17 protein-coding genes are annotated in these 17,740 nt (G+C 67.5%); 11 read left to right on the plus strand and 6 right to left on the minus strand.

Going from position 1 to position 17,740, the window contains the following annotated elements; all coding sequences use genetic code 11:
- Window positions 1-1,359 (minus strand): FHIPEP family type III secretion protein (locus AC1DYN_RS00005; protein ID WP_477957028.1); only part of this gene is annotated, 1,359 nt, incomplete at its 3' end.
- A gap of 144 nt (window positions 1,360-1,503) precedes the next feature.
- Here AC1DYN_RS00005 and sctQ point away from each other — a divergent pair.
- The 3 genes from sctQ to AC1DYN_RS00020 are packed head-to-tail and all read left to right on the plus strand — an operon-like array spanning window position 1,504 to window position 3,798.
- Window positions 1,504-2,589 carry a type III secretion system cytoplasmic ring protein SctQ gene (gene sctQ / locus AC1DYN_RS00010; protein ID WP_477957029.1) on the plus strand — a complete coding sequence of 362 codons (1,086 nt, stop codon included), beginning with the start codon at window positions 1,504-1,506 and terminating at the stop codon, window positions 2,587-2,589.
- The gene (sctR, locus tag AC1DYN_RS00015) at window positions 2,586-3,245 is read left to right on the plus strand and encodes a type III secretion system export apparatus subunit SctR (RefSeq protein WP_477957030.1); all 660 of its coding nucleotides are present in this window, start codon (window positions 2,586-2,588) and stop codon (window positions 3,243-3,245) included. The genes sctQ and sctR overlap by 4 nt, the downstream gene beginning before the upstream one ends.
- Before the next feature lie 10 nt (window positions 3,246-3,255).
- A complete protein-coding gene (locus AC1DYN_RS00020) occupies window positions 3,256-3,798 on the plus strand; it encodes a GNAT family N-acetyltransferase (RefSeq protein WP_477957031.1) in 543 nt (180 codons plus the stop codon).
- A gap of 246 nt (window positions 3,799-4,044) precedes the next feature.
- On the opposite strand, the gene AC1DYN_RS00025 is transcribed toward AC1DYN_RS00020, so the two are convergent.
- The gene (locus tag AC1DYN_RS00025; RefSeq protein WP_477957032.1) at window positions 4,045-4,476 is read right to left on the minus strand and encodes a winged helix-turn-helix transcriptional regulator; all 432 of its coding nucleotides are present in this window, start codon (window positions 4,474-4,476) and stop codon (window positions 4,045-4,047) included.
- A 111-nt stretch (window positions 4,477-4,587) separates the two neighbouring features.
- Here AC1DYN_RS00025 and AC1DYN_RS00030 point away from each other — a divergent pair, with 111 nt between their 5' ends.
- The 4 genes from AC1DYN_RS00030 to AC1DYN_RS00045 all read left to right on the plus strand — a co-directional run bounded on the left by AC1DYN_RS00030 (window position 4,588) and on the right by AC1DYN_RS00045 (window position 10,213).
- Window positions 4,588-5,202 (plus strand): hypothetical protein, encoded by a 615-nt coding sequence (locus tag AC1DYN_RS00030; RefSeq protein WP_477957033.1) that lies wholly within the window; start codon window positions 4,588-4,590, stop codon window positions 5,200-5,202.
- 86 nt (window positions 5,203-5,288) lie between these two features.
- A complete protein-coding gene (locus tag AC1DYN_RS00035) occupies window positions 5,289-7,547 on the plus strand; it encodes a winged helix-turn-helix domain-containing protein (RefSeq protein WP_477957034.1) in 2,259 nt (752 codons plus the stop codon).
- Window positions 7,548-7,682: 135 nt separating this feature from the next.
- Window positions 7,683-8,438 (plus strand): DsbC family protein, encoded by a 756-nt coding sequence (locus AC1DYN_RS00040; protein WP_477957035.1) that lies wholly within the window; start codon window positions 7,683-7,685, stop codon window positions 8,436-8,438.
- 122 nt (window positions 8,439-8,560) lie between these two features.
- The gene (locus tag AC1DYN_RS00045) at window positions 8,561-10,213 is read left to right on the plus strand and encodes an RICIN domain-containing protein (protein ID WP_477957036.1); all 1,653 of its coding nucleotides are present in this window, start codon (window positions 8,561-8,563) and stop codon (window positions 10,211-10,213) included.
- A gap of 19 nt (window positions 10,214-10,232) precedes the next feature.
- Here AC1DYN_RS00045 and AC1DYN_RS00050 read toward each other — a convergent pair whose 3' ends face one another.
- The gene (locus AC1DYN_RS00050) at window positions 10,233-11,174 is read right to left on the minus strand and encodes a winged helix-turn-helix domain-containing protein (protein WP_477957037.1); all 942 of its coding nucleotides are present in this window, start codon (window positions 11,172-11,174) and stop codon (window positions 10,233-10,235) included.
- Between the two features lie 267 nt (window positions 11,175-11,441).
- On the opposite strand from AC1DYN_RS00050, the gene AC1DYN_RS00055 reads away from it, so the two are divergent.
- Both AC1DYN_RS00055 and AC1DYN_RS00060 read left to right on the plus strand, forming a co-directional pair.
- Window positions 11,442-12,188, plus strand: coding sequence for a sensor histidine kinase (locus AC1DYN_RS00055; protein WP_477957038.1), 747 nt, complete (start codon window positions 11,442-11,444; stop codon window positions 12,186-12,188).
- A gap of 263 nt (window positions 12,189-12,451) precedes the next feature.
- Window positions 12,452-13,696 carry a hypothetical protein gene (locus AC1DYN_RS00060; RefSeq protein WP_477957039.1) on the plus strand — a complete coding sequence of 415 codons (1,245 nt, stop codon included), beginning with the start codon at window positions 12,452-12,454 and terminating at the stop codon, window positions 13,694-13,696.
- A gap of 83 nt (window positions 13,697-13,779) precedes the next feature.
- Here AC1DYN_RS00060 and AC1DYN_RS00065 read toward each other — a convergent pair whose 3' ends face one another.
- The 3 genes from AC1DYN_RS00065 to AC1DYN_RS00075 form a co-directional block, all read right to left on the minus strand.
- The gene (locus AC1DYN_RS00065; protein WP_477957040.1) at window positions 13,780-14,781 is read right to left on the minus strand and encodes an AraC family transcriptional regulator; all 1,002 of its coding nucleotides are present in this window, start codon (window positions 14,779-14,781) and stop codon (window positions 13,780-13,782) included.
- Between the two features lie 22 nt (window positions 14,782-14,803).
- Entirely contained in the window at window positions 14,804-15,622 is an 819-nt protein-coding gene (locus AC1DYN_RS00070; protein WP_477957041.1) for an oxidoreductase, read from the minus strand.
- A gap of 213 nt (window positions 15,623-15,835) precedes the next feature.
- Complete coding sequence (locus tag AC1DYN_RS00075) at window positions 15,836-16,384, minus strand: hypothetical protein (protein WP_477957042.1); 549 nt, start codon at window positions 16,382-16,384, stop codon at window positions 15,836-15,838.
- Window positions 16,385-16,487: 103 nt separating this feature from the next.
- On the opposite strand from AC1DYN_RS00075, the gene AC1DYN_RS00080 reads away from it, so the two are divergent.
- Window positions 16,488-16,832: an ArsR/SmtB family transcription factor gene (locus tag AC1DYN_RS00080; RefSeq protein ID WP_477957043.1), complete on the plus strand. Its 345-nt coding sequence runs from the start codon at window positions 16,488-16,490 to the stop codon at window positions 16,830-16,832.
- Window positions 16,822-17,325, plus strand: a complete 504-nt coding sequence (locus AC1DYN_RS00085; protein ID WP_477957044.1) for an SRPBCC family protein — start codon at window positions 16,822-16,824, stop codon at window positions 17,323-17,325. The genes AC1DYN_RS00080 and AC1DYN_RS00085 overlap by 11 nt, the downstream gene beginning before the upstream one ends.
- The last annotated feature ends 415 nt before the right edge of the window (window positions 17,326-17,740 follow it).

Genomic DNA, 17,740 nt, shown 5'->3' on the forward strand with positions numbered 1-17,740 from the left:
GGCATGCGGGGCCGGCGCCGGCGGCGCCAGCAGCGACCAGCCCGGGCGCAGCGCGGCCTGCGCGACCGGCACGTCCTTCACCAGCACCTGGTAGTGCCCGTCGGGCAACGCCGCGGACGCGCTGAACTGCAGGCGCGGGAACACCGGGCCCAGCTCGCCTTCGACGGTGGCCTTCATCAGCGCCATGCGGCGGTCGAGCAGGTGGCGGTCGAGCACGCCGCGCAGCGCCGGCGACAGCCGCACCGCGAGCGGCGCGGCGATCGCCTCGGGCAGCGCGAGCTCGCCCTCGGCCGCGCCGTCGCGGTAGGACAGCCAGGCCGGCGTGCGCCGGCGCGACTGGCCCCAGCGCGACCACAGGCCCAGCCCGATGATCGTGCCCGACAGCAGCGCGAACACCCATTTCGGGAAGCCCGGCACCAGCATGAAGCTCGCGATCGCGATGCCGGCGATCATCAGCGCGCGCGGGTAGGCGAGCAGCTGCTCGCCGATCTGCCGCGCAAGCTGCTTGTCGCGCGACTCGGGGCCGCTGCCGACGCGGGTGATCACGACGCCGGCGGCGATCGACACCAGCAGCGACGGGATCTGCGACACCATGCCGTCGCCCACCGTCAGGATCGCGTAGCGCTGCAGCGCCTCGCCGACGCTCATGTCGTGCATCAGCGAGCCGATCGCGATGCCGGCCAGGATGTTGACCAGCGCGATGATGATGCCGGCGATCGCATCGCCCTTGACGAACTTCATCGCGCCGTCCATCGCACCGTGCAGGCTGCATTCCTGCTCCAGCTGCGCGCGCTTGAGCTGCGCCTGCGCCGGCGACAGCACGCCGGCACGCACGTCGGCATCGATGCTCATCTGCTTGCCTGGCATCGCGTCGAGCGCGAAGCGCGCGGCGACCTCGGCGACGCGCTCGGAGCCCTTGGCGATCACGATGAACTGGACGATCGCGATGATCAGGAACACCACGCCGCCCACCACCACGTTGTTGCCGACGATCAGGTGGCCGAAGGTGTCGATGATGTGGCCGGCGTTGGCGTGCAGCAGGATCAGCTTGGTGGACGCGATGTTCAGCGCCAGGCGGAACAGCGTCGTGAACAGCAGCAGCGACGGGAAGGTCGACAGCGACAGCGCCGACGGCACGTACATCGCGACGATCAGCAGCACCAGGCTGATCGCGAGGTTGGCGGCGATCAGCAGGTCGAGCAGCGGCGTCGGCAGCGGCAGCACGAACAGCGCGACGATGGCCACCAGCAGCGCGGCCAGCACCAGGTCGTCCTGGCGCCCGGTGCGCACCTGCGCCAGCCGGCGCCACGACGAGGCGGGAAGGCGTGAAGCGAGCGGCAGGGGCGGTCGGGCGGACATGGTAGGTCGTGAACTTGTTGGCACTTGGCGAGGGGTGCGGCGACTCTAGGTTTGGGAGGCGGTCGCGGGCAACTACGAGTTCTCGGACTTGCTGGCGACGCGCGCTGTTGGCTAGGCTGCGACGCGACTTCATTCCAAAACGTCATGCCCACTGCCCAGCGCCGCGACATCGTCGAGCTCGACCAGGCCCCCGCATTGCCGCGGCTGGACGCGTCGTTCGTGCACGCGATGAACCGCCTGCTGGACCGGCGGCGCGAGCCGCTGGCGATGACGCTGGGCCGCGGCGCGATGCAGCTGCGCTGGGAGTCGCAGCCGGTCGCGGCGGCGCAGGACGCCTACCGCTTCCGGCTCGGCGCGCATGCCGGGTGGCTGGCGCTGGACGCGGCGGGCCAGTCGGCCCTGCTTGGCGAGCGCCATGCCGAGCGCCTGCCACGCGAGTTGCGCTACGTGCTGCTGGCCGAGGCGCTGCAGCCGGCGGTCGAGCTGCTGGAGCGGCGCTCGCGCATGCGCTTCGAATGGGCGCCCGACGACGAGGACGCGGCACGCCAGGCGCTGGTGCCCGGCGCGCAGGGCGCCGGGTTCCGGCTGCGCGACGTCGACAGCGGGCTCGAGTCGGGCGGGCACATCCAGTTCGACCAGCCGGGCGTGCTGGAGGCGCACGTGCCGGCGTCGGCGCCGGCCGGCAAGGCGCCGCCGGCACCGCAGCTCGACCGGCTGCGCTTCGCCTTGAACTTCTGCCTCGGCCGCACGCAGATCCAGCTGGGCGAGGTGCGCGGCATCCGCCCGGGCGACATCGTCAGCCTGGAGACTTGGGACCCGCGCGGCAGTGCGTTGCGCGTGGTCGCGCGCGTCGGCGGCGCGCGGGGCCGGCGCCTGCTGGCCCTGGCCGAAGGCCACCGAATCACCTTGCAGCCCATGAAAGGCAGCGCCATGAACCGAGACCCGATCACCAACGTCGACGAGGACGCCTTCGACGACAACGCCAGCCCGACGCTGGACCGCCTGGATGCGCTGGAGGTGACGCTGCGCTTCGAGGTGGGCGAGCTGAGCGTGTCGCTCGGCGAGCTGAAGGCGCTGCGGCCGGGCCATGTGTTCGAGCTGCCGCAGCCGCTGAACCGCAGCACGGTGCGCATCCTGGCCCACGGCAACGTGCTGGGCAAGGGGCACCTGGTGGCGGTCGGCGACCGGCTGGGCGTGCGCGTCGCCGAGTTCGCGGCGGCCGAGCTGTGAACGGCGGGCTGCCCGAACCGGTCACGCTGGTCGCGCTGATCGTCGCGTTCGGCGTGGCGCCGTTCGTCGCGATGATGGTGACCAGCTACACCAAGCTCGTGATCGTGTTCGGGCTGCTGCGCACCGCGCTCGGCCTGCAGCAGACGCCGCCGAACATGGTGCTGAACGGGCTGGCCATCATCCTGTCGGTGTACATCATGGCGCCGGTGGGCATGGACGTGGCCGACGCGCTGCGCACGCGGCAGTTCGGCGCCAAGGGCGAGGGGCTGTCGGACATCGTCGCGGTGATGGATGCGGCCAAGGCGCCGATGCGCGCCTTCCTGCAGAAGCACACGCAGGATCGCGAGCGACAGTTCTTCCTGAAGTCGGCCAACAACATCTGGCCGCAGGCGCGTGCCGACAAGCTGCAGCCGGACGATTTCATGGTGATCGTGCCCAGCTTCACGCTGAGCGAGCTGACGCGGGCGTTCCAGATCGGCTTCGTGATCTACCTGGTGTTCGTCGTGGTCGACCTGATCGTCGCGACGGTGCTGCTGGCGCTGGGCATGTCGATGGTGGCGCCGACGACGATCTCGCTGCCGTTCAAGCTGCTGCTGTTCGTGATGCTGGACGGCTGGACGCGGCTGATCCACGGGCTGGTGCTGTCGTACCGCTGAGGACGCCGCGATGGACGCCTTTCCGGTGCTGCAGACGGCGCGGCTGACGCTGCGCGAGATGGTGCGCGCCGACGCGCCGGCGCTGCTCGCGCTGCGCGGCGATGCGCAGGTGATGCGCTGGTGCGGCGACGACAGCGTGGTCGAGCTGGCACAGGCCGAACAGCTGATCGAGGTGTATGCGGCATGGCGGCGGATGCGCTTCCCGGCCACGCAGTGGGCGCTGGAGCGGCGCGAGGACGGCCGGCTGATCGGTGCCTGCGCGCTGTCGAACTGGCGGCCGGTGTGCGGCAGCTGTTCGGTCAGCTACGAGCTGGCGCGCGAGGCATGGGGCGCCGGCTACATGCACGAGGCATTGCACGCCGCGCTGGATTGGGGGTTCGCGCAGATGGTGCTGCACCGCGTGGAGGCACGCATCCATCCGGACAACGCGCGCTCGGCCGCGCTGGCACAGCGGCTGGGCTTCGTGCGCGAAGGCCTGCTGCGCGAGGCGGGGTTCTGGGGCGGGCGGCATCACGACATGGCGCAGTGGGGGCTGCTGCGGCGGGAACGGTAGGCCTTGATCTGCAAGATCGACTTCAGTAGGCTTTCCAACCTCGCCTCCGCCATCCCCCATGGCCCATCGACTCGACGTGTTCGACGACTTCCACCTGCACGGCGCTTCGGCGCCCGAGTGGAACCAGCGTTACCTGCAGACCCCGCTGGCGCGCAAGTAATCCGGAAGCCGCCCCAGGCGGTGGCCGACGCGTTGCAGCGCAGCGGTCGACTCGCTCACCAGCTCGCGCCGTCGCATGGCCCCGGGTCAAGCGCCGAAGGCCGCATCGCACACCGCGCGCGCATCGACCTCGCCTTCCGGCTGGACACGGTCCGCATGCGCGGCCTGGTGGGCCAGGCCCCAGCGGCGGATCTCCTCGGCCACCGGCAGCACGGAGCGGCCGTGCGGCGTGAGCGCGTAGTGAACGCAAGCCGGCACCGGCCCGCTGCGCTCCCGGCTCACCACGCCATCGGCCTGGAGCTCGCGCAGTTGTTGCGCCAGCACTTTCGCTGACACATCCGGCAGGCTGCGTCGCAACGCAGCGAAGTGCCGCGGTCCGTCTGCCAGCCGGTACACGACGAAGAGCTTCCAGCGCCCGCCGATGGCGGCGAGCGCGGCCGTGAGCGCGCAGCCCGGGATCGCATTGGCCCGTGCAGCGCGCGGACGGTTACCTCCGGGTGCCTTCTTGGCAGTGTCCATGGTGCTGGATAGAGTCGATTCCATCGTCCGGACGCATCGAGCCCTCGCGGCGTCCGGGGGTTCAGTGTAGTCACGTCGTCACTCCTTCGGCTGCCTCGCGCACTCACCACCATGCTGCTGCCCATCCGTTCGCCGTCCCTGCGCGGCCTTGCCGCATCGCTCGCCGTGGCCACGGCCTGCGCCATCGGCGCCCCACCCACGGCGGGAGCGGCCGATGCCTCAGCGGACGCCGCGCCGGCCCTTCCGGCCACGCCGGTCGGCTCGCCGCAGGACTTCGACTTCGAACACGGCCGCTGGCACACGGCATTGCGGCGTCGCCTGCACCCGCTGAGCGGATCCGAGGCCTGGGCCGACTACGCCGGCACGAGTGTCGTGCGCCCGGTGCTGGGTGGACGTGCCAACCTCGTCGAACTCGATGTCTCCGGCCCCGAGGGACGCATCGTCGGCTTGTCGCTGCGGCTCTTCGAGCCGACGCGCAAGCGCTGGACGCTCAACTTCTCCAACGCGGCATCCGGCACGCTCGCCGCGCCCATGACGGGCGGATTCGGGGGCAGCCGGCGCGGCGTGTTCTACGGCGAAGAGGAATTCGACGGCCGGCGCGTGCTGGTGCGCTTCGTCATCGAATCGACGGGCGCCGACAGCTGCCGCTTCGAGCAGGCGTTCTCGGCAAACGGCGGCAAGACGTGGGAGGTCAACTGGATCGCGGTGGACACACGCAAGGGCTGAGCGGGCGCACGGCGCCATCCGGGAGGGAATTGTGGATCGGATGGCCGGAATGCAGACTGCCATGTGTCGTCGGCAGAATGCCAGACATGAACCTGCCGCCTGCCCGCCACGAGAACCGCGAAGAGGAGCACCGCATCCGCTTCGATCGGTTCGAGGCCAACCTCGAGTCTGGAGAACTGCGGACCGACGGACGCGCGGTCGACATCGAACCTTTGCCGCGCAGGCTGCTGCTGCACCTGATCCGCCACCGGCACCGCGTGGTGTCCAGGCAGGAACTGGCCGAGGACGTGTTCGGCCGGCCCCAGGTCAGCAGCACCGCACTGGCCCGCGCGGTCCTGAAGATTCGGCAGGCGCTCGGAGGCGACGAAGCGGCGTCCATGGTGTGCACCGTCCCGCGCGTAGGCTACCGCTTCGTTGCCGAGGTCGACGCCGGCGCGCTGGAGCCGGGTCAGGCCCGCGCATGCACCTCGCTGGCATTCCTGCCCTTCGACAATCGGACGGCCGACACGGCCCTGGCGTGGGTGGAGTTCGGCTTGCCCGCGCTGGTGGGCGAGATCCTCGGGCGCGATCCGGGAATCGCCCTCGTCGCAATGCCTTCGGTCCTCGGCGCCGTCGATCGCGCCCGTGGGAACAGCGTGCTCGAACAGGTTGCGCGGGTGCAGCGGGTCACCGGCGCAGCGCGCGTGGTCCACGCGCGCGCGGCGCGAGGCGCGGGCGGTTTGCGGGTCGACTTCCGGGTCTTTTCGGGCCGCACGGTCGAGACCGGATCCATCGTCGAATCACAGTGCGCGAACCTGGCCGTCGAAACGGCCAAGGCGCTGGGCCGGGTCTTGAATTGCGCCGTCGACTACACGGCCGCTGCAGCTGCGCTGCCGCAGGATCCGTTGGCCGCGGAAGCGTACTTTCGCGCACGCCAGGCGGACGCCGCCGAGCGCACCGAAGCGGCCATCAACCTGTATCGTCTTGCGCACGACCTGGAGCCGGGCCACACCGCCATCACCCTCGCCTTGCTGAGAAAGCTGGCGCGGTTCGGGGTCGGCGATACGTCTGCCGAGCTGCGCGCGCGAGCAGCCGAATTGCTCGGCGCCGCCGAGTCGGCGGGCGATCGGGCGACGATGGTGCGCGTGCATCATGTCCTGGCGTTCTGGAGTCTTCGGCGCAACGCACCGGAAGAGTCGGAGCTCGCGCTGGGCCGGGTGATCGAACTGGCCGATGGGCGCGAAGGAACGGCCTTCTGGGCCGACGTCCACCACCTCCTGGCCCATGCGGCGCGCAACCGGACCCGGATCGAGGAGGCACGCGAGCAGGCGGCATGCAGCTGCCGCCTCTTCCGGGACGCCGGCGACCGCCCTGGGGTGCTGCGGGCGCTGATGCTGGAATCGGGGCTGGTGCGCGGGCAGGAAGCCGTGGACCTGGCCTTGGAGGCAGCACGGGGCGCGCGACAACTGGATTTGCCCTTCACGCTCGCTGCCGCCTGCAACAGCGCCTGCATGGCCCTCATCGATGCCGGCCGCCTGGCGGACGCCGTCTCGTACGCAGCCGAGGGCTATGCAGCCGCGGTGTCGGCCGGCGAGAGGGGACTGGCCGAGCAGCTGGTGGAGGGCTCCGCGCTGGCTTGTCGATTGGCCGGCTGGCCGGCGGCCGCAGCGCGCGCATTGGCCGAGCTCGATGTGCTGGCAGGTCCGCCCGCCTATGAAGCGATCGTGTCGCTCGCGCGCGGCTTGTGCCATTCCAGCCGCGGAGACTGGTTGCAAGCCGCCCGCTTCCTCGGCCACGCACTCGAAACAGCGGGGACGGCCTACGTTCGCGCCTACATCCTGCCCTGGCACGCCGAGGCATTGATGTTCAGTGGGAGGCCGGACGAAGCACAGGCCGTCATCGACCACGCGGACCCATCCTTGAGGCCCAGCCACGACTTCCCCGTTCACTTGCTGCTGATGCGGGCGGCACTCGCCCACCGGCGCGGCGAGCCGGCAGCCGCGCTGGCCCTGCTCGGCGAGGCGCTGGCGCAGGGCCCGGCGCCGATGTGGCACGCATGGGCCTGCGTCGACGCCGCCTGGCTGCATGCGGAGGCCGGCCGGCATGCCGAAGCCGCGCGCCTGCTCGCGCAGGTCGAGCCACCGGTCGCGACGCTGCCCGTCGTCATCGCGGCCCACGCGCGCGCCACGCATGCGGCAGGCGACGTGCAGGGCGCCCTCGCCTTGCACCGGCAGTACCTCGCCGTCCGCAAGGAGCCGAGTTGGAATGACTGGTTCGGCAGCCTCGGTGCCGCCTACGTGCAGCAATCGCATGACGGGATCCGGCCGCTGCCGCGTGCGCCGTTCCTGCCCAGCCGTTCGTGCTGATTCGCAGCGAATCGCGCCGGCTCGTACACCAGCGGTTTCATCTCGGTCAGTGAGCCATCATGACTGCAGGTGTCGCCCCACCTAGCCTCGCGTTCCTCGGGTCATCGTGGCCCGAGAGGAACGAAAGGGCTCCGGATGAGGGTGCGATGCGATCTCGGTGACAGGAGGCAGTGGCTGCTGCTCGGGTTCGTCGCCATCGGCCTGGGCGCGCCGATGCACGGCGCCATGGGGCAGGAAGCCCAGATCCGCAAGGCGCTGGCATCGCGATTGCCGCAATCCGTCGTGGTGGACGAGGTGACGACCACACCGATCGAGGGACTCTACGAGGTGCGGTCCGGGACCTCGGTGTTCTATACCGATCGGCGAGGCGACCACGTGATCCGCGGCGAGATGCTGGACACCCGCAGCCAGGCGAACCTGACGGAAGCCCGCATCGCCAAGTTCTCCGTGCTCGACTTCTCCAAGCTGCCGCTGCAGGACGCCATCGCCTCCACGCGCGGCCCGGGCACGCGCAAGCTGGCGGTGTTCGCCGATCCGGACTGCCCTTACTGCAAGCAGCTGGAAGCCGTGCTCCGGGACAGGGACGATCTCACCGTCTACACCTTCCTGGTCCCCATCCTCGGGCCGGGCTCGCTCGACAAGGCCAAGGCCATCTGGTGCGCCAAGGACAGGGACGTGGCCTGGCGCAGCTGGATGCGCGAAGGCACGCTGCCGGGCGGACAGCCCGCTTGCGACGCGAGCGCACTGGACCGCAACCTCGCGCTGCGCAGCCAGCACGCGATCCGGGCCACGCCCACGCTCGTCTTCCAGGACGGCACGAGGAGCACCGGCGCGCTTGGCGCGGTCCAGCTGGAGCGACAGCTCGCGCAACACCAGGCCGTCACGCCGTAGCGGCGGGGCGCCGACAGTCACCCTGCAACCCATCCAATCACCCTGGAGATGTGGAGATCATGAATCAAGGAAGTTCGTTCACGAGCATGTCGAGGAGGGCGGCCTCTGCGGTGCGAATCGCCATGTTCGCTGCCGGCCTGTTGGCCACGTGGGCCGCCCATGCGGCCCATTGCACCGACGCGCCGGCCAGCGGCAAGAGCTACTACATCGTCAACCGGGAAAGCGGCCTGCAGCTGGACGTGATGAGCGGCTCGCAAGAGGCCGGGGCACCCGTCATCCAGTGGGCCGGCGGCACGCAGGCCAACCAGCAGTGGACCTTCACCGAGATGGCCCGCGGGATCTGGACGATCCGCGCAGTCCACAGCGGGCAGGCGCTGGACCTGTGGAGCTACTCCCCGGCCGAGCGCGCCCCGGTCAAGCAGTACACCTACTCGGGCAACGCCAACCAGCAATGGCTGGTGGCCAACGACGGGGGCGGGTACACCATCGTCTCCAACTCCTCCAAGAAGCTGCTGACGGTCGGCGACACGACATCGGCCACGACGCTGGAGCAGCAATCCGATCACGGCTCGGGCCTTCAGCGCTGGCTCTTCAACCCGGTGGACGGCAAGTGCGGCAGCAGCGCGACCGGCGCATCCGGACCATGGGGCAGCTTCATGGGCCACGACAAGATCCTCATCGGCGGCGACATCGACAAGGGGACGGCTGCGAAGGTGGCGTGGGACCTGCGTTACCAATACATTCACAGCAACCCCGCACCCTATGCGCAGTGCTACGACAAGTGCACGGCGGGCTGCGACGCAGGGGGCTGGTGGGGCTGCTGGGGATCGAATCAATGGGACAACTCCTCCGGCATCACCATCACCTGGAACAACAAGAATGCAGACAACCTCAACCCCGGCCACCCGGTGATCCACCAGTGGACGTGGTACTCGGGGCAGGACCTGGGGATTGCGTTCGGCGACTTGAAGAAGAAGTACAGCGGCGGCGATGGCAGCCCGGACTACAAGGGCGCGATCAACAATGCATCGCTGCTGAAAGGCTACCTGGACGACTACCGCTTCTTCCTCACCAAGATCGGCAAGACGAACCGCAACATCATCCACCTGGAGCCCGATTTCTGGGGCTTCCTGCGCGACACCTCAGGCCCCAACGCCAACAACCCGCACGCCCTCCCGGCCCAGGTGCGCACCGCCAACCCGACCGACTGCGCGTCCGAAGAGAACAGCGCGGCAGGCCTCGCGAGCTGCATGATCAACATGGCCCGCACGTATGCGCCCGGTTCCACGGTGGGCGTGCATGCGTCCTGCTGGGATTGGGGCGCGGCGGACACCGCGACCCAGGGGCCGAAGGCGTGTGCCGGGTACTACCGCGAGCTCGGCGCGGGCAAGGGCGACTTCATCGTCTCGGACGCGGCCGACCGGGATGCCGAGTGGGCCAAGCGCTACGCCAATGGGGCTCACTACTGGTGGGATGACCAGGCGTTCGCCCAGTACCTGAACCTCATCAAGACGCTGACCGAGGGCGTGGGCAAGCCGATGGTGATCTGGCAGATTCCGCTGGGCAACGAGTGGCAACCCAACACGATGAACCACTGGCAGGACAACAAGGTGCGCTACATGTTCGACCGCATCGAAGACCTTGCCAAGGTGCACGTGGTGGCGCTGCAGTTCGGCGCCGGGCATTGGCAGCAGACCAGCACGGAAACCGACTACGGCTACATGCTGCAGAAGGCACAGGCCTACTACGCCAAGGGTGGCGTGCGGATGCGCTGACGCGCAGACCGGGCGCGCGTCAAGCCGCGGCGTCTGCGGCCGCTGCCGCCTCGACGCGCGACAGTTCGCGCCGCGCCGCGTCGTAGTCCGGCTCGATGTCGAGCACGACGCGCAGCATGCGCTGCGCGCGTGTCCACGACCCTTCGGCGCACGCCTGCATCGCGCGGGCCAGCAGCTGCATCGCCCAGGGGTCATGCAGCGTGAAGACGTCGGTTCCGTCGGGCGTTCCAGGCAACAGCTCGCCGAGCAGGTGCCGGGCCAGCGCCCGGCCGAGGCGAACCAGGTCGCCCGCGTAGACCGTGCCGATGGCCTCGCCGGGCGCTCCCAGCAGCCGGTAGTCCAGCCGGTAGCCCTGGTCTTCGCGCGAGATGCGGGTGTGCACGACCTGCTGCGCGCCGGTTCGTTGCAACAGGGCTTCGACGCGCGCCTCGACGCCGGCACCGGGACCGAGCCCCTGCATGGCGCTCGACACCTCGTGCACCGTGAGAGGGGCGAGGCGCGGATCGATGGCCAACGCATTGCCGACCAGGGCCATCAGGCCGATCGTGGTCCAGTCGAGCGACAAGTCGCCCGTCAGGTTCTCGAACGGCAGCAGCGCCACGCTCACAGGGCGGGCTGCAGGGACAGGATCGGGCACGGGCAAGGCGGTCTCATGGACCTCGCCGACGAACCGGTAGCCGATCCGATGCGCCGTGCGGATCAGCGGGGCGGCCGGGGTGCACGCGATGGCCTTGCGCACGGTCATCGCCGCACGTGCGACGGCGCCGACCGAGACGATGCGTCCGAGCCACACCTCGTCGAGCAGTTCATCCTTCGACACATCGCGGTCGCGATGGCGCAGCAAGTAGGCGAGCAGGTCGAAGGCGAGCGGCTCGACCGCTTGCACCTGTCCGTCGACAAGCAGTTCGCGCGTGGCGATGCGCAACTCGCAGCGGCCGAAGTGATACGCGAGGTGGGTCATGCGATTCGGAGGAAAGGTGGCGGCCGATCAATCGAAAGTCTACCCGTCGCGCGCGCGTGATCCCCGTCGCACCGGGAGCCGCCACATTGCGGCACCGTGCCTCGTCACCAAGCCATCATGATTTCGAGCGCCTTTGCTTTTAAAGTCGGGCCGCCGAACGCCCCCCGGACGGGAAGGTTCGACCGGCACCCGATGTTCGCCTGAGCGCCCGCCAAGGTGTTCGCTTGAAAGGTCTCGCAGATGTTCCAACGTCAGGTTCCGGTCCCCTTGCCCACCACCATGCAGGGCGAGAGGGCTGGTGGCCCGTTCGACGACAAGGTCAGGGAGCACACCGCCGAGCTCGAGGCCGAGGTGCGTACGCTGCGCAGGCTTGGCGAGCACAACATGCAGGAGTTTGAAAGGGAACGGCTGCGCATGTCGCGTGAGTTGCGCGAGATGGGCCGGCAGATCACCTCACTGCGCATGGAAGTCTCGGTGCTGCGCGTGCGCGAAGGCGATGAACCACCAGTCAGCGCCGGGCCGTACGGCATGCTGCTCGAACGCGTGGACCGCCTGCTGGCAAGCTTGCGCGAGATGGTGCCTCGGCTGCGGCCGCCGGCGCTCGATGACGGCCTGGTCGCCGCGATCGAATGGCAGGCCGCCGAGTTCAGCCGCGACACCGGCGTGCCGTGCCGGCTGGACCTCGATCCGGCCGCGCACAACCTGCCGCCCGACACCATGATCCTGGTGTTCCGCATCGTCCAGGAGTCACTGACCAACGTGGGCCGGCATGCCCAGGCGACCCAAGCTGCGCTGCGCCTGGTGCAGGAGGCCGGCGGCTGGACGCTGGCGATCGTGGACGACGGCATCGGCTTCGCCACGGCGCATGAGCACGACGGGTTCGGCCTGCTGTCGATGGGCGAGCGCGCGCGGCGGCTGGGTGGCAGCCTGGTGGTCGAGAGCGCGCCAGGCGCGGGCACGATCGTGCGCCTGCGCATCGCTGCGGAATCGGATCGCTCGCCGCAGCGCGAATGACGCCATCGACGCCGGCGCGGCATTCGTCACTTTGGTGCAATTCGCGGCGGTCGCAAGGCCCGACCCGACGTCGTTCGATCCAGCGCCGTTTGCATCCTGTTGCACTGCGTCTCGTGGCGCCAACGCCGCGTGCGATGCCGTCGGGTGGTCAACGATCCATCATTCTTCCCGCTCAGGTGCCCCACAGAATCGCACCGGGATTCAAGACCGCCGCACATCCCGACGTGTAACCCAGCCGGCCTTGACGCGAGAGGATTTTCACCATGAGCATGCAACGACAACTCCCATCCCGCGCCATCGCGGCGAGCACCCTGCTGTGCTCGCTGATTCTGGCCGCTTGTGGCGGGGACCATGACTCGGGCACCGCCGCAGCGCCGGTTGGCGCGCCGGCGCCCAGCCCGGCGGCACCTGCACCGGCACCAGCACCGGCACAGGTCACCTTCATGGGGAGCAGCAAGCTGCGGATCGGTGGTCAGATGGCTGATTCGACAGCGGCCGCCGCGCCGTTCGACGTGCGCTACGCCTATGTCCACAGCCAACCGGCGTCTTCGCAGGCCTGCTACTCGGCTCCGCTTTGCACCGACGCCTGCGGCGGTGGGTGGTGGGGTTGCTGGGCGGGCAACACCACGGCGCCCGGGACCTACGTGACGTGGTGGAACAAGCAGGTGACGCAGGCGACCTGGCAGAACGCTCCGCGCGAGCAGATCTTCTTCTGGACCTGGTACTCGCTGCGGGACCTGGGCGATGCGGCCGGCCAAGGTGACGGTCCGGGCGAGGTGGTGGCCATCAACCGGCTTGACTTGCTCACGCGCTATATGGACGACTATCGATTCTTCCTTCAGAAGATCGGCAACTCGCGCGCCATGGTGGACATGGAACCCGACTTCTGGGGCTATGTGAAATCACTTGGCAATCCGCACCAGGTCGCCGCGCAGGTTTCCGCTGCCAATCCGACCGATTGCGCCGCGCAGGAAAACAGCGCCGCCGGCCTCGCGCGCTGCATGATCTCGATGGCGCACAAATATGCGCCCAACACGACAGTGGGAATGCATGTGTCCTGTTGGGACTGGAGCACCAATCCGCAGGGGTGCGGGCAGTTCTACGTGGATCTCGGTGCGAAGAACGCCGACTTCCTGGTCGCCGATGTGTCGGACCGCGATGCGGGCTGGTACGACAAGTTGAATCACAGCGGCTACTGGTGGGGTGTCCAGAACCACGCCGTCGATACCTTGGCGTTCTACAAGAGAGTCTCCGAAGACATCGGCAAGCCGATGGTGCTGTGGCAGATCCCGCTGGGCAACATGGCGCAGAACAACACCACCAACCACTACCAGGACGACAAGGTGGACTATCTCTTTGCGCACCCGGACGATGTCGCGGCATCGCATATCGTCGCACTGCTGTTCGGCGCAGGACAGCAGGAGCAGACTTCGCCGGAGACGGACGGCGGCAACCTGATCAACAAGACGATCAACTACTGGAAGCTGGGCGGCACGCCGCTGCGTTGATTGCGCCGGCCGTCCGCTGCCCTGGCATCTCCTGGCACTCAGAGCAAGAGCAGACCTTCGCTGTTGCACAGACGGGCCTTTCGTCAATCCGTCGACCCATGTCGCAGCTCATCGGGCGTGCAGCCCGTCCAGTCGTGGAATGCCCGGAAGAACGAGTTCGGATCCTCGAATCCCAGCAGGAACGAGATCTCGCCATTCGACAGCGTGGTTCTTGACAGGTAGTGGCGAGCCAGTGCCTCACGCGTTTGATTTACCAGCGACTGAAACGTCACGCCGTCTTCCCCCAGCCGGCGCTGCAGCGTTCGCTTGCTCATCGCCATGCGGCCGGCGATGGAGTCCATGGACGCCTGTCCGCTGGGCAGTGACTCCAGCAGCAGGGCGCGAACGCGTTCACTCGTGGACGCGGTCTCGTCGAGTTCCGCCAGGCGGCGGCGGAGGTCGGGCTCGAAGACCTGCCAGATCGCGTCGTTGGCGGTCAGGAAGGGCAGTTCGGCGTCTGACGCTGAGAAGCTGATGCTGGCTGCCTTGCCTTTGCGGATCGATGCGCCGAAGTACCGTTCGTATTCCGGCAACGGATCCGGGATGGTGGGCATGGTCACCTGGACCGCGTGGATGGGTTCGCGCGTCGCCAGTTGCACCAGACGCACGAAGAATGCCAGTTCACTGGCCACCACGGACAGTGGCGGCGCGACCAGTGCGTCCAGCCAACGCGGGCTCAGTGAGAGGGCCCCACGCTTGTCGACCGTCAAGTCCAACGCCATCGGCGCCACCAGTCTCTTGTACTGGGACAGGCGTTGAGTGGCCAGCCGCAGGTTGGGACTGCACAGTGCCGCGAAGATGGGAGGCGAGAAGGCCTCGGGCGTGATCGCGTCGACCAGACGCAGCGGGAACAGCGGATCGCCCACCGCGGCCTCGAGGCTGCGCCAGAAGCTGAAGTATTCGGCCGTGCTCAACCCGGCCTGCGGCCGCGCCAGCAGATCCTCCGGCAAGCCGGCGCGGCGCATCACGTCGGCCGGCTTCACGCCGAGATCCCTGAGCAAGGTTCGCCAACCAGCGTCCACCGGGAACGTCTTGGCTTGTGTCATGTCAGCCTCTTGGCGAAGACACTCAAGCGACCTGGCTCAGGATGGCCTTGTCGAAGACCCGATCGCCAAGGAACTTGCGAAGCAGAATCATCGGACGTGCCAGCTTTCCGACGGCGTAGCGCGTCCGGGGTCTCCTGGCTGCGATGGCCTTGACGATGGCGTCGGCCACCACCGTGGGCGACGACGCCGAGCCCGGCCTGCCGTATGAGTCACGCGTTCCCTTCGCCATGCCCTGGGCGAGCGCCTTGTACGGGCCCTGACCGGAACGCTTCAACATGGGGTCGAGCAACACGTTGCCGAACTCGGTCGCAATGATGCCGGGTTCGATGATGACCACATCGATTCCGAAGGGCGCCAGCTCGATGCGAAGGCAGTCGCTCCAGCCCTCGATCGCGTGCTTCGTCGCGTGATACCACGCGCCGAGCGGCGTGTAGATCTTGCCGCCCATCGACGACAGGTTGACGATCTTGCCCGCGCCCTTCTTGCGCATCGCCGGCAGCAGCAGTTGCGTCAGACGCGCCATGCCGAAGATGTTGACCTCGAACTGATAGCGCGCGTCGGCGATGCTGGTCTCTTCGACCGAGCCATACATGCCGAAGCCGGCGTTGTTGATGAGCACGTCCACGCCGCCGTGGCCGGCGGTGATGGTCTGGACCGCTGCGACGATGTCATCGTCCTGCGTGATGTCCATCTTCAACGCGATCGCGCCCAAGGTCTGAAGGTCTTGCATCTGCTCGAGTCGGCGTGCGGCAACGTAGACCGTATGCCCTTCGCTCAGCAAGCGCTTCGCGGTTTCTTTGCCCATGCCGGACGATGCGCCGGTGACAAGAATGGTGCTCATGTGGTTCCTCTGTTCGGTGGTGGCGCCCATTGCGGTAGTGAACGGACGATGAACAGAAGTCTAGGGATGGCAACGCGACATGCTACTAGCAGAACGCGCCAAAGCACCAACCATCGGCGCCACGCACTTTGCCCGACCTTCTACTCCTCCAGCGAGGGCTCAATGACTGACCGTGGCCGGCTGGCGACGGTCAGCCCCCACTCGACTCGATGATCAACGAGGCTGAGATTTACCTGTGAGGGGAGGCGGCCGGAGGTGCAGTTTCGCCCGGCGTACCGTCGTCGCTACCGTCGACCGGCCGTCACAACAACGCCCGCCGCTACTGCCCTCTGCGGCCACCTGCTCATTCGATGTGAATGTGTGTAGAGATTCTTTGAGGTTCTTGACTCTCTGACCGCTTCCGCTTGGCTCCAAGGGAACATGCTCTTCTTTCAGTTGCGCGGCCTGTCTTTCGATTCCGCCAGGCAGGTATTTCAACAGCTCGCCATGTGATGCGACGAGGCGCCAAAACGAAACGCCTTCCGGGTTGCCTGCGATCGCTCGCAGAGCCTGTTTTGTTTGAAACGGGCAGACCGTCTCTACGCCATGGAGGCCGGCCAACTCCCGACGCAGCATCTCCATGGTCACGACTTTGCCACGTGGGACCTTCAGCAGCTGCAACGCCACCGTGCCTGGGCAGGGGAGAAGCATCGTTCGCGCCCCACCGAAGGCTCTTTGACGATCGAGTGGTATGGCGACGATTTCGTCTTGGAGCATGTGCATACGGGCTCCTTGCTGCTCATAAGAGGCCTTGCGCCCCCGAGAGTGTTTAGCCTACTCGAAACCGGCCTTGCTCAAGAGTTGACAGCCATCTATACTTCGCCAAATGGCAAACAGTTCTTTGGCTCTGGATTCGGTCTTTCACGCGCTGGCCGACCCCACGCGTCGAGCGGTCCTTCAACGACTCGGCTCGGGGCCGGCGACTGTCAGCGACCTGGCGGAGCCATTCGACATCGGTTTGCCCACCTTCATGAAGCACGTGGGGGTGCTCGAGAGTACGGGGCTGATCCGCACCAGCAAGAGCGGTCGAGTTCGGACCTGCGTGCTCGAGAGAAGGAAGCTGGCAGCGGCCGAGCGCTGGTTTGACGAGCAGCGCGCGATCTGGGCAAGCAGATTCGAGAACCTGGACAACCTACTTGAACAACTGAGCGGAAATGATCATGAAACCTGACCTCCGATTCGATTTCGTTGTGGACAAGACCAAGCACAGCATCACCGTGAAACGAGAGTTCGCGGCGAAGCGCCAACTCGTGTGGGACTGCTACACGAAGCAGGAACTGCTCGACCAGTGGTTCGCCCCCAAGCCACTGACCACCAAGACCAAGCACATGGAGTTCAAGGAAGGTGGGTATTGGCACTACGCGATGGTCATGCCCGACGGACAGGCGTTCTGGAGTCGCCAGGACTACCAGACGATCAAGCCGATTGACGGCTACGTGGCGCTTGACGCGTTCAGTGACGAGACCGGTGCTGTGAATCCCGACCTGCCGCGCGCACGTTGGGACGTCGGTTTCACCGACCTCCAGACTCGCACGCTCGTGACGACCATCGTCCTGTACAAGTCTGCCGAGGACGTCCAGAAGGTGATCGACATGGGACTGAAGGATGGTCTCGCATCGACGCTTGAGCGACTCGACGAACTCCTTCTCACCATGACCGCGTGACAGGGCCGGAACTGCCCTCGCGCGCAGCGAGGCCAGCCTACCTGAATACTGCCCGTCGCGATCGTCTGCTGCGGGCCGACGGCGCCCCTTCGTCTGTCGGCCTGCAAGCGCATCGGGCGAGCCTGCTCCGTTGACCATGACGCGGGTTGGTGGCTCGTGCCCTGTTTTGAGAAGTTCCTGGAGGCGGTCGCTCGGCCAGAGGTAGCCGAAGAAGGTCATCGGCTTCTCTTCGCTTCATCCTGATCTCCGCAATCGGCCAGTTGCTGCTCCTTGCGACTGGCAGCATTCGGGTAGGTTATGTGGGTTGATCATTGGATTGAAGAAAACGGACGGTCGACCTGACGCCTCCCAGCAAGCATCGGTTCGCAGCTCAGTTTCAACGTTTGGCATTTTGGAGTTGCGCTTGGCCACCTGC

The organism is Rhizobacter sp. P2_D12, from assembly GCF_056404395.1.